General features: G+C 71.0%; 5 protein-coding genes and 5 pseudogenes. 2 read left to right on the forward strand and 8 right to left on the reverse strand.

Annotated features, from left to right (window positions below; translation table 11 throughout):
• Positions 1-162 precede the first annotated feature (162 nt).
• Positions 163-1,313: pseudogene (locus BJF85_RS16675) on the reverse strand (acyl-CoA dehydrogenase family protein).
• 130 nt (positions 1,314-1,443) lie between these two features.
• Here BJF85_RS16675 and BJF85_RS16680 point away from each other — a divergent pair.
• Both BJF85_RS16680 and BJF85_RS16685 read left to right on the forward strand, forming a co-directional pair.
• The gene (locus BJF85_RS16680; protein WP_075848825.1) at positions 1,444-2,085 is read left to right on the forward strand and encodes a TetR/AcrR family transcriptional regulator; all 642 of its coding nucleotides are present in this window, start codon (positions 1,444-1,446) and stop codon (positions 2,083-2,085) included.
• Positions 2,086-2,242: 157 nt separating this feature from the next.
• A pseudogene (locus BJF85_RS16685) lies at positions 2,243-3,862 on the forward strand (succinic semialdehyde dehydrogenase).
• On the opposite strand, the gene BJF85_RS16690 reads toward BJF85_RS16685, so the two are convergent.
• The 7 genes and pseudogenes from BJF85_RS16690 to BJF85_RS16720 all read right to left on the reverse strand — a co-directional run bounded on the left by BJF85_RS16690 (position 3,816) and on the right by BJF85_RS16720 (position 11,812).
• On the reverse strand, positions 3,816-6,905 hold the full coding sequence (locus BJF85_RS16690) for a LuxR family transcriptional regulator (protein ID WP_075848827.1): 3,090 nt from the start codon (positions 6,903-6,905) through the stop codon (positions 3,816-3,818). The pseudogene BJF85_RS16685 and the gene BJF85_RS16690 sit on opposite strands and share 47 nt — an antisense overlap.
• A 26-nt stretch (positions 6,906-6,931) precedes the next feature.
• Positions 6,932-7,114 carry a hypothetical protein gene (locus BJF85_RS16695; RefSeq protein WP_075848829.1) on the reverse strand — a complete coding sequence of 61 codons (183 nt, stop codon included), beginning with the start codon at positions 7,112-7,114 and terminating at the stop codon, positions 6,932-6,934.
• Between the two features lie 177 nt (positions 7,115-7,291).
• On the reverse strand, positions 7,292-7,522 hold the full coding sequence (locus BJF85_RS16700; protein ID WP_075848831.1) for a DUF397 domain-containing protein: 231 nt from the start codon (positions 7,520-7,522) through the stop codon (positions 7,292-7,294).
• 140 nt (positions 7,523-7,662) lie between these two features.
• Positions 7,663-8,523, reverse strand: a complete 861-nt coding sequence (locus tag BJF85_RS16705; protein ID WP_075848833.1) for a helix-turn-helix transcriptional regulator — start codon at positions 8,521-8,523, stop codon at positions 7,663-7,665.
• A 184-nt stretch (positions 8,524-8,707) separates the two neighbouring features.
• A pseudogene (gene tesB / locus BJF85_RS16710) lies at positions 8,708-9,606 on the reverse strand (acyl-CoA thioesterase II).
• Positions 9,607-9,637: 31 nt separating this feature from the next.
• Positions 9,638-11,061: pseudogene (gene pyk / locus BJF85_RS16715) on the reverse strand (pyruvate kinase).
• Positions 11,062-11,151: 90 nt separating this feature from the next.
• Positions 11,152-11,812 (reverse strand): annotated as a pseudogene (locus BJF85_RS16720) (DUF2461 domain-containing protein).
• Positions 11,813-11,981: the final 169 nt, after the last annotated feature.

The following is an 11,981-nucleotide window of genomic DNA, read 5'->3' on the forward strand; positions in this document are numbered from 1 at the left end:
TGCTTCCCGCACGAATGGCGTAGCCGGTGTTACAGACCGTGTCCGGACATCGTCGTCCAGCCGGGCCAGCGTAGGCCCGCCGACCCGGCGACGGGCGCAGCGACACGCCGCCCGGCACACCCCGCGTAACAGGCCGCCGAGCGGGGTGCCCGCGCCCGCCGGCTACAGGGTCCTGGAGATGATGTCCTTCATGATCTCGCTGGTCCCGCCGAAGATCCGCGAGATGCGCATGTCGGTCCACGCCCTCGCCACGGGGTACTCGGTCATGTAGCCGTAGCCGCCGAAGAGCTGGACGCAGTCGTCGACCACGCGGTTGGCGCGCTCGGTCGTCCACAGCTTCGCCATCGCCGCGCCCTGCACGTCGAGCTCGCCGCGCAGGTGCCGTTCGACGCACTGGTCGAGGAACGCGCGCGACACGGCGACCTCGGTCGCGGCCTCGGCGAGCTTGTACTTCGTGTTCTGGAACGACGAGAGCGGCCTACCGAACGCATGGCGCTCGTGGGTGTAGGCGATGGTCTGCTCGACGACGGCCTCCATCCCGGCCACCGCGGTGATCGCGATCAGCAGCCGCTCCTGCGGCAGCTGTTGCATGAGTTGGATGAACCCCTCGCCCTCCTGGCTGCCGAGCAGGTTCGTCGCGGGCACGCGGACGTCGTCGAAGAACAGCTCGGCGGTGTCCTGACCCTTCAGGCCGATCTTGTCGAGCGTGCGGCCCCGGCGGAAGCCCGCCGCCGAGGTCGGCACGCCGATCAGCGAGATGCCCTTGGCGCCGGCGTCCGGGTCGGTCTTGCAGGCGACGATGGCGAAGTCGGCCATCGCACCGTTGGTGATGAAGGTCTTCGCGCCGGTGATGACGTACTCGTCGCCGTCACGCACGGCGCGGGTCGTGATGCCCTGCAGGTCCGACCCCGTGCCCGGTTCGGTCATGCAGATGGCGCCGATCCACTCGCCGCCGGCGAGCTTGGGCAGCCACTCCTTCTTGCGCTCCTCGTCGGCGTAGGCGAGCACGTAGTGGGCGACGATGCCGTTGTGCACCGACACGCCCCACGCGCTGTCGCCGCTGCGGGCCTGCTCCTCGTAGAGCACCGTCTCGTGGGCGAACGTGCCACCGCCCCCGCCGTAGGCCTCGGGAATGGACAGGCACAGCAGGCCGACCTCACCGGCCTTGGTCCACACCTCGCGGTCGATCTGCTTGTTCTCGACGAACCGCTCCTGGTGCGGGACGAGCTCCTTCTCGCAGAACGACGCGCGAGCCCGCGAAAGTCGTCGAGCTCCTCGGTCAGCCACGAACTCCTGGGCAACTGCAACGGCACGGGTGGCCTCCTCATCAACAGCACTGTTGGCGCGCGGTCCGGCGAACGCCGGGTGGAAAACATTCCAGCCGGTATGTAAGTTCCGGTCGGAATCTACAACCCGCCGCCCGAGCCGGTAAAGGGATCGACCGTGCCGACCACCCCACGCGCCCACGACCACCGCGCCCAGGCGCCCCGAGCGCAGGCGCATCGAACACAGGCCCAGCGCCGTGCGCACACCCGCGGCGCCCTCCTGGACGCGACGATCGACTGTCTCGTCGAGCTGGGCTACCCGCGGACGTCGATGCAGGAGATCTGCGCGCGGGCCGGGGTGTCGAAGGGCGCCGTGCAGCACCACTTCGCGTCGAAGTCGGAGCTGATGGCCACGGCCGTCGAGCACCTGACCACACGCATCCAGGAGCGGGGTGCGCCGGACGTGCGGCAGCTGCCCGACGGTCCGGAGCGCATCGCGGCGGCGATCGACCTGTTGTGGAACTCCTACTCCGGCACCCTCGCGACCGCGGCGATGGAGCTGTGGATCGCTGCGCGCACCGATCCGGAACTGCGTGCGGCGATGCGCCCGGTCGACCGGGCACTGGCGCGGTCGGCGCTCGAGCTGTTGACGTCGGTCTCGGGCGATCTGCCCGAGGACAAGGCGCAGTCGCTGTTCTGGATGACCGTGAACCTCACGCGTGGACTGGCGCTCGACGCCGAACTGGGCGGCGATCCGCGCCGCCGGGAGCAGCTGCTCGAGCAGTGGAAACAGATGGCGACCGCGCACTTCGCGTCCTGAATCGCCCGCCCACGCCCGACGCGCGCGGGCGTGGGCGGGTCGGCCGGGGTTGCGCGCGGAGGTAAGGTATTACTCGGGAGTAACAGTCATGGGTGACGGGTCGCCGGAGGTGCACGCCCCCACCCTGGACACGACATTGTTCGTTCGGAGGGAAACCGTGACCAGCACCGCGCCGAGCGCGCCCGATCAGTCCGGACAGACCGGAAGCCCCGCCGACCCGATCGGCGGCGTGCCCGGCGCGCCCTCCCGTCAGCGGGCCGCGGAGCTGCTCGCCCGCGTGACCGTCGGCCTCGACGGCCGTCCGGTCGAGATGCCCGCGCCGTTCACCGGCACGCCGATGGCGACGCTGCCGCAGGCCGGCGATGCGAGGTGCGGGCGACGTTCAAGCTGGCCCGCGACGCCCAGCGCACCTGGGCGGCCAAGCCGGTGCGCGAACGCCAGCGGGTGCTGGCCCGACTGGTCGACCTGGTGCTGGAGCGACAGGACGAGGCGATGGACCTCGTCCAGGTCGAGGCCGGCAAATCGCGCATCGACGCCTTCGACGAGATCCTCGCGACGAGCCTCGTGGCGACCTACTACGGCAAGAACAGCGCGCGCATCCTCGCGCCGAAGAAGCCTCCGGCGTGCTGCCGGTGCTGACGAAGACGGCGGAGAACCGGCACCCGAAGGGCGTCGTCGGCGTGATCTCCCCGTGGAACTACCCGCTGGCGCTCACCGCGATGGACGTGTTGCCCGCGCTCGCGGCGGGCAACACGGTGGTGCAGAAGCCGGACAACCAGACGGCGCTGTCGGCGCTCTGGCTGCACGAACTGGCCGCCGAGGCCGGCCTGCCCGCCGACGTGTGGCAGGTGGTGCTCGGTCGCGGTTCGGTGATCGGCGACGCGATCGTCGACGAGTCCGACTACGTGTGCTTCACCGGCTCGACCCCGACCGGCAAGCGGATGGCCGGCCAGATCGCGGGACAGCTGACGAGCTACTCGTTGGAGCTCGGCGGCAAGAACCCGATGGTGGTGCTGCCGGACGCCGACATCAGCAAGGCGGCCTCGGGCGCGGTGACGGCCTGCTTCTCCTCGGCCGGGCAACTCTGCGTCGCGGTGGAGCGGATCTACGTGCACGAGAGCATCCACGACGAGTTCGTGCGCACCCTTGCCGAGCGCACGAAGGAGATCACCCTCGGCGGAGCGTTGAACTACCGCGCCGACGTGGGCTCGCTGACCTCGCAGGACCAGCTCGACACCGTGTCCTCGCACGTCGACGACGCGCGCGCGGCCGGCGCGACGGTCGTCACCGGTGGCAGGCCGCGGCCGGACATCGGTCCGCTGTTCTACGAGCCGACCGTGCTCACGGGCGTGACGGAGAAGGCGAAGCTGTTCCGCGAGGAGACGTTCGGCCCCGTGGTGTCGGTCTACTCCTACTCCGACGTCGACGAGGCCATCGCGCGCGCAACGACACGGAGTTCGGCCTCAACGCCAGCGTGTGGACCCGCAACACCCGCCGCGGCGCGGAGGTGGCCGCGCGGATCAAGGCGGGCACGGTCAACGTCAACGAGGGCTACGCCGCCACGTTCGGCACCGTGGGCCTGCCGATGGGCGGCATGAAGGACTCCGGCGTCGGCCGGCGCAACAGCGACGAGGGTCTGCTCAAGTACACCGAGGCGCAGGCCGTCGCGGTGCAGCGCGGGCTGCCCCTGCGCCCGATGCGCGGCGTGCCGACACGGCTGTGGGCACGGGTCATGACGTGGGGTATCGCGCTGCTGAAGCATCTCCCCCGGCGCTGACCTCGCCGACGAGCAGACCTCGTTCGTAGGCGGCGGCGACGGCCTCGGCCCGTCGCCGCACGCCGAGCTTGCCCATCGCGCGGGAAAGGTGCACGCTCACCGTCTTCTCGCTGATGTACAGCTCGGCGCCGATCTGCCGGTTGGTCCGTCCGAGGGCGACCAGTTCGAGGACCGACAGCTCGCGTCCGGTGAGGACGTCCGGCACGGGTGCAGGCCCGGTGCCGATTCCGGCGCGGCGGGCAAGCGCACGCACGGCGTCCCGCAGCGGCGGCGCGCCGAGCTCGGTGGCGACGCGATCGGCCTCGGCCAGTTCGCCGGCCGCCTCGTCCCAGCGCCGTTCGTCCCGGCGCCGTTCGTCCCGGTCGCCGGCGGCGAGCAGCGCCTCGGCGAGGTGCAGCCGGCACACGGCCTGCTCGTACACGGCGCCGTAGTCGAAGGCCTCGACGACGGCCCGCCACGCCGCCGGATCGGCGGGGCCGTGCAGTCCGCCGGCCGCGGCCTCGGCACGGGCGTACCAGGCGCGACCCTCCGGCCCCATCTCTCCGCTCCGCGGGATCGACGTGTCCCGACAGTGACGGACCCCCGCCCACAGCGCCTCGCCCGCTGCCACGGCCGGTGCGGGATCGTCGCCACCGCGGCGCGCGGCCGCGGCCCACGCCGCGCACGCCTCGAGTCCCACGGCGCCGACCCGAATTCCCGCGGGTGAGTACGGGAAGTCGGCGGCGATCCAGTCGAGGCCCTCGCGGGCGCGCGCGGCGGCGCCGGCGAACTCGCGCCGCCAGTACCCCACGGTCGCACCGCCCAGCGACGCGGCCAGCGCGATCCACAGGTCGGCCCGGCGATGCTCGCGCAGTCGTTCGATCAGTTCTGCCGCCTCGTCGAGGCGGCCGCGGGCGATGTCGAACTCGACGTCGCCGGCACCGACGAACGCCTCCGCGGTCGTCGACGGTGCCGCGCGGCGTTCGCCGACCTCGGGCGGCCAGTCGCCCGTGGCGAACCGGAGTGCCAGGTGGCGCACGCGCAGGCTGATCCCCAAGAAGCTCCACCGCAGGCCCGCCGCCTCGGCCCGCGCGAGCGCCGCGCCGTACAGCTCCCGGGCGGGTACGACCTCGCCGGCGTCCTCGTGGCTCACGCCCAGCAGATATCCCGCGCGCGCCTCGACGTCGAAGGCACCGAGTTCCCGGGCCCGGTCCCGCGCCTCGGCCAGCACCGTCCGGGCCTCGCCGGGATACCCGGCGTTGTCGGCCAGCCCGCCGACGACCACGAGCACCAGGATCTCGAGCACGGGATCACCGGATTCGCGGGCCCAGCCGAGCGCCTCGTCGGCGACGACCCTGGCCTCCTCGTAGCGCTGCTCGGCCCGCAACATCCGGGCCCGCAGCTCGAGGACCGTGGCGCGGTCCGCGGCCGTGCCCTCCGACGTACCGCACAGCAGTTGCCACGCCGTCTCGACGGTGTCCAGGCCCTCGTCGAACGTGCTGTCCAGCCAGGACAGCACCTCGGCGAGTCGAGACCACGCGCGGGCGGCCAGGACGGGGTCGACGGTGGGCTCGGTGCCCACGCGCTCGACGGCGCCGCGAGCGAGCGTGATCGCGCGTTCCGGTTCACCGGACGCCGCCGCGCAGGCCGCCGCCCGCATCAACAGGGTCACCTCGTCGTGCCCGGCCTCGGGGTCACGCTGCTCGGCCGGGACGGCGTCGACGATGTCGAGGGCCTGTTCGAGATGCCGCAAGGCGCTGCCCGGGGCGCCGAGCCGTTCGGCCTCGTCGGCGGCACGGACCGCGGCGGCCAGGGCAACCGGGAAGTCCTTGGCGTGCAGGCTGTGGTGGGCGAGCTCGGCGTCGCGGCCGCGCCGCGGCGCGCCACCGGCCAGCCATGCCGCGTAGGCCCCGTGCAGCCGGGTCCGTTCGCCGGGGAGCAGGTCGGCGTAGACCGCTTCGCGCAGCAGCGCGTGCCGGAATCGGTAGCTGCTGCCGTCGGCCACGAGCACGTGGTGGTGCACCGCCTCGCGCAGCGCCTCCTCGAGCTCCTCCGGGTCGTCGCCCACCAGGTCGACCAGGGCGGCGTGTCCGATGCCGTGACCGACGACCGCCGCGCACCGCAGCGCCCGCCGCGTCGCCGCGCCGAGCCGTTCGACCCGCGCCAGCAGCAGGTCGGTGAGCGCCATCGGCAGTTCGTCGGCCACGGCGTCGGCGGCCACCAGCTCCTCGGCGAAGAACACGTTGCCCTCCGAGCGGGCGACCAGGTCGTCGACGACGGCAGGCGGCAGCCCGCCGGCGGCCTCGTCCGACAGGGCCGTGACGACGCTGCGGGCGTCGTCGGGGCCGAGCGGCAGCAGGTCGAGCCGTTCGAGCCGCGGCAGCCGGGCCAGTTCGGCCAGCACCGGGCGCAACGGATGCCTCCGGTGGACGTCGTCGGCGCGATAGCTGGCCACCACCAGCAACCGTTGCCTGCCCAGCCGGGAACACAGGAACGACACGAGCGAGCGGGTCGACGCGTCCGCCCAGTGCAGGTCCTCGACGACGAGCACGACCGGCTGCGTGGCCGCGAGGTCGCCGAGCAGGCCGAGGATCGCCTCGAACAGCTGCAGCTGGCCCGCCTCGGCCGGCGCCGACCTGCCGAGGACGCCGGTGAGGTCGTCGCCGACCGCCGACGCCGCCGGCGTGAACACCGGCGATGCGGCCGGGTCCGACAGCTGGGCCAGCAGCCGGCCCACCGCAGGCCGGCTCGCGAGCGCCTCCTCGGCGCCGGCACTGCCCGCCAGCAGGCCCAGGGCCTCCACGATCGGCAGGTACGGCAGTCCCCCGGACTGCAGATCCAGGCACCGTCCGGTCAGCACCGACGCACCGGATGCGGCGGCGCGTTCGGTGAACTCGGCCAGCAGCCGGGTCTTGCCCACCCCCGCGTCGCCGGCCACCACCACCCCACCGGCCTCACCGTCACGGGCCCGCTGATGGGCACGCTCCAGCTGCGTCAGCTCGGCGTCACGGCCGATGAGCGGAACGGAGGAACCCAGACGAGCCACCGACGCATTCTCGCGCATGTCGCCGCCGATTCGTCGCTTTTTCCTCACCCCTCGGCGGTGCGGCGGCGACGGAACCACGAACGCCGATGCCGGCGCTGCTCGCCCTGGTGCCGCGAGCACGGTGGGGGTTGGGTTCGGGTGGTGGTGCGGCGCAGCTGCTCCGCGCGGTACTCCGCCTCGGCCTGGATCGGGTCCAACCAGGGCCGGTACTGATGGTCGCGGCTCATGACGGCCGGCTCCTCTCGTCCACGAATGCTGTGCACGAGAGGTTGGTCCTGAGTCAGGGGCCGCCGCGTCGGGCGATCACGTCGACCTCGAACGTGCGGACCGTGCGATCCGCGTCCGACCCCTTACCCGCCTGTGGCCGGGTCACACCCCGGGTAAGGGATCGCGGATTGTGGCGCTCAGGGAAGGTCGAGGGCGCCGCGACGGGCCGAGCTGAGCACGGCCTCCCATTCGGCCGACGACAACTGCAGCATGCCGGCTGCGGGGTTCTTCGAGTCGCGCACCGCGGTTCCTCCCGGGAGGAACGCGACCTCGACACAGTCGTTGCCGCCGCCGCTGTAGGTGCTCTTGCGCCAGCCGAGTTCGCCGGGGACGGGGAACGAGGACGCGGGTAACGGGGCGCTGGCCATCTGCTCTCCTTGTCGGGCTCCGGAGTGTCGCCGCTCCGGGTGATGCTCTACTTCAGTGCGGTATGCGTACGTTGGGGCCTGACCGGGGCCGTTCGGGCAGGTCAGGGCCACCTGGTGCACAGCCCGCCCGGCCCCGGGTGTCAGGTGTCGTGTTTCTCGAACCGCCGTGCGGCGGCCTCGATGAGGTCGGCCGAATCGTCCGGTTTCGCCGCTGCGGCGCGTAGGTGGTCGAACATGAGCGCGTAGCGGTGAACCTCGGAGGCCTCCTCGAGATACAAACCGCCATTCGTGCTGTCGACGTAAACGACGTCCTGGTCGGCCTGCTCCGGAAAACCGAGAATGACGAACGGACCTTCCATTCCCGGATGTGCGCCGCCGTCGAACGGGACGACCTGGATCGTGGCGTGCGGCAGGGTGGCGATGTCGGCCATGCGCCACAGCTGTTCGGCCATCACCTCGGGACCGCCGACGGCGCGGTGCAGCACGGCCTCGTCGATGACCGCCCAGTATTCGGGCGGGTGGACGTCGCGCAGCAACGCCTGGCGTTCCATCCGGGCCGCGACGCGGCGTTCGATCTCGTTCTCGGTGGCATCGGGCCGCATCGCCCTGATCACCGAATGTGCGTATCTGCGGGTCTGGAGCAGGCCGGGAACGAGGAGCGCCTGGTAGGCGCGCAGCGAGCTGGCGTCGGCCTCGAGGCCGACGAACGTGCCCGTGAAGACCTCGTTGTAGGCGTGCCACCATCCGCGTTTGCGGGCCTGCCTGGCCAACTGGACCAGCGCTTCGAGCTCCTCCCCCATCAGCCCGTACAACTCGAGCATGTCGCGGGCGTCCCTCGGTGTTACCCCCACGTTGCCCGTCTCGACCCGGCTGACCTTCGAGGCCGAACACTCGAGTCGTTCGGCCACGTCGTCAATCGTCAGGTCCGCCGCTTCCCTCAGTCTGCGCAGTTCCCCCGCCAACCTACGACGGCGGACGGTCGGGCCGTGCCCACGCGTCATCGCTCACCTCCACCTCGACACCCGACCCATCTAACCATCGCGCGCAAAAAAAGGAACTGACGGTGAAACACTTCATCCCGTTTCTGTCCAACATTCGCACAAACTGCAAATTGCACGGCTGTTTAATCGTCCTACCTGTCCGGGAAAACCACGCACAGGTGCGCACGTGACGACCCGTGGCCGGTCACAGGACGCGGACGAGACCCTCCTGGACGACGGTGGCGATGTGCGAACCGTCGTGGGCGAAGAACTGCCCGGTGGCCAGGCCTCTCGCGCCGGACGCGGTGGGTGAGGTGCTGTCGTAGAGGAACCAGTTGTCGGCGCGGAAGGGCCGGTGGAACCACAGCGCGTGGTCGAGGCTGGCGCCGAGCACCTGGTCGACCTCCCAGTACACGTCGTGTTCGGCGAGCACGGAGTCGAGGAGGGTGAGGTCGGAGGCGTAAGTCAGGACGCACACGTGCAGCAGCGGGTCGTCGGGCAGGTCGCCGTCGGCTTTCATCCACACCTGGTTGCGGCCCGGCCATTTGCCGGTCTCGCGGGTGACCCAGGGCGGGTCGTTGACGTAGCGCATGTCGAGGGGGCGGGGGCCGGCACGCATGGGCAGCGCGTCGGCGTAGGGCGCGACGCGTTCGGCGAGGGTGGGCAGGGTCTCGGGTTCGGGCACGTCGGGCCGCGACGAGGAGTGTTCGACGCCGGCTTCGTCCTTCTGAAAGGAGGCGGACAGCGCGAAGATGGCCTTGCCGTGTTGCACGGCGGTGACGCGGCGGGTGGTGAAGGAACGTCCGTCGCGGATGCGGTCGACCTCGTAGACGATGGGCACGGTGGGGTCGCCGCCGCGGATGAAGTAGGCGTGCAGCGAGTGGACATGCCGTTCGGTGGGCACGGTGCGTCCGGCGGCGACGAGCGCTGACCTGCGACTTGTCCGCCGAACACGCGGGTGGGCGAGTTGGGTGGGCTGACCCCGCGGAAGATGTTCTCCTCGATTTTCTCGAGGTCGAGCAGGTTCACCAGTTGGTCGAGCACCGGTTGGCCGGTGGCTCCCCCGTCGGCGGCCGCGGCGGCGGCGCGTGCCAGTTCCGTCATGGGGCGATTCTGGCACTACCGCCCGAATGGGTCAGGCGTGGTCTTCCTCGCCGAGTCGGTGGACGCGGATGAGGTTGGTGGAGCCGACGGTGCCGGGGGGCGAGCCGGCGACGATGACGACGAGGTCGCCGTGCTGGTAGCGGCCGGTTTCGAGCATGGCGCGGTCGCACTGTTGGATCATGCGGTCGGTGGAGTCGGCCTTGGGCACGAGGTTGGTGGTGGTGCCCCAGGTGAGTGCGAGTTGGCTGCGGACGCTTTCGAGCGGGGTGAACGCGAGCAGGGGCAGGCGCGTGTGGAGGCGCGCGAGCCTGCGCACGGTGTCGCCGGATTGGGTGAAGGCGACGAGGGCCTTGGCGTTGAGGCGTTCGCCGATGTCGCGGGCGGCGTAGGAGATGACGCCGCGCTTGGTGCGGGGCACGTGGGACAGGGGCGGCACGGCGGGCAGGTCGGCCTCGACGGCTTCGACGATGCGGGCCATCGTTTCGACGGTTTCGATGGGGTATCGGCCGACGCTGGTTTCGCCGGAGAGCATGACGGCGTCGGCGCGTCGAGGACGGCGTTGGCGACGTCGGAGGCCTCGGCTCGGGTGGGCCGCGAGTTGCCGATCATCGAGTCGAGCATCTGGGTGGCGACGATGACGGGCTTGGCGTTCTCGCGGGCGATCTGGATGGCGCGTTTCTGGACGAGCGGCACCTGCTCGAGGGGCAGTTCGACGCCGAGGTCGCCGCGGGCGACCATGAGGCCGTCGAAGGCGAGGACGACGGCTTCGAGGTTGTAGACGGCCTCGGGTTTCTCGAGTTTGGCGATGACGGGGACGCGGCCCTTGCCGCTGCGGTCCATGACCTGGTGGACGAGGTCGATGTCGGCAGGTGAGCGCACGAAGGACAGGGCGATGAAGTCGACGCCGAGCTCCATGGCGAATTCGAGGTCTTCGATGTCCTTGTCGGAAAGGGCGGGCACGGACACGTCCATGCCGGGCAGGGAGACGCCCTTGTTGTTGCTGACGGTGCCGCCCTCGGTGACGGAGCAGACGACGTCGGATCCGTCGACGCTGTCGACGACGAGGCCGACCTTGCCGTCGTCGACGAGGAGCCGGTCGCCGGGTTTGGCGTCGTCGGCGAGGCCCTTGTAGGTGGTGGAGACGCGGTCGTGGGTGCCGACGACGTCTTCGACGGTGATGCGCACGGTGTCGCCGGTGCGCCATTCGACGGGTCCGCTGGCGAAGGTGCCGAGGCGGATCTTGGGGCCTTGGAGGTCGGCGAGGATGCCGACGGCGCGTCCGGTGTCGGCGGCGGCGGAGCGCACGAGTTCGTAGACCTGTTTGTGGTCGTCGTGGTCGCCGTGGCTGAAGTTCATGCGGGCGACGTCCATGCCCGATACGACGAGGTCGTGGACCTTCTCCGCCGTCGCGGTTGCGGGACCCAGGGTGCATACGATCTTCGCTCGTCGGCTCACGCCTGCACAGCCTAGTGTGTCCGCGTCGCCACGTCTTGACCGATCCGGCGCGGCGCGCGTGGGGTGGTGGTGTATCGGCTCCGGTGCCGGTCAGCGACGTGGGAGTTCGCTCACACCGACGTGGTCGCGGGCCCAGGCGTGAGGTCGCGCAGTTGGTGCCAGGCGGTGCGCACGCGGTCGAGGCAGTGCGGTTCGTGGAGGGTGTCGTCGGGCGGCCAGGTGTGAATGGCGTAGAGCCGTTTGTGGCGGAGCAGGTCGAGGCGAGGGTGGGAGGGGTCGACGCCGCGGGGTCGGGTCTGAGTTGTTCGCCGGCGATGTCCCAGCCGCGGCTCCGGAGATGTTCGAGGACGGTCTCGAGTGCTGTGCCGTGGACGGGCGTGTCGACGGCGCGGCGGTAGCGGGCAAGCTGGTCGGCGGCAAGGTGGAAGCATCCGCCGCCGACGCGCATGCCGGCGGGGCCGACCTCGACGTAGTAGGCGCCGCCGCCGCGTCCGGCTTCGATGACGCCGCCGCAGTGGGTCTTGTAGGGCGTTTTGTCCTTGGCGAAGCGCACGTCGCGGTAGGGCCGGAAGACCTTGGGTTCGCCGAGGTCGGAGAACTCGTCGGCCAGCTCGGCGAGGAGTTGCTCCATGGGAGCGCGCACGTCGCGGTGGTAGGTGGCGGAGTTGGCGTCCCAATACGCTTTGGAGTTGTCAACGACCAGGCCGTCGTAGAAGTCGATGGCGTACTCGCCGAAGCCGGTGAATCCCACGGGACGAACGTAGGACATCGGCGAGAGGTCAGGACGGCGGCGGGGTGAGGACGGCCGGGACGGTTGCGGTGTAGGTGGTGCCGTGGGGTGTGGTGATGGTCGTGGTGCCGCGGGTGGGGTTGTGGCTGTGGGTCCAGCGTGGGTGGTGTTTGAGGCGGTGGTGGTGTCG

Origin of the sequence: Saccharomonospora sp. CUA-673, from assembly GCF_001942305.1 — a bacterium.
Taxonomy (GTDB): domain Bacteria; phylum Actinomycetota; class Actinomycetes; order Mycobacteriales; family Pseudonocardiaceae; genus Prauserella.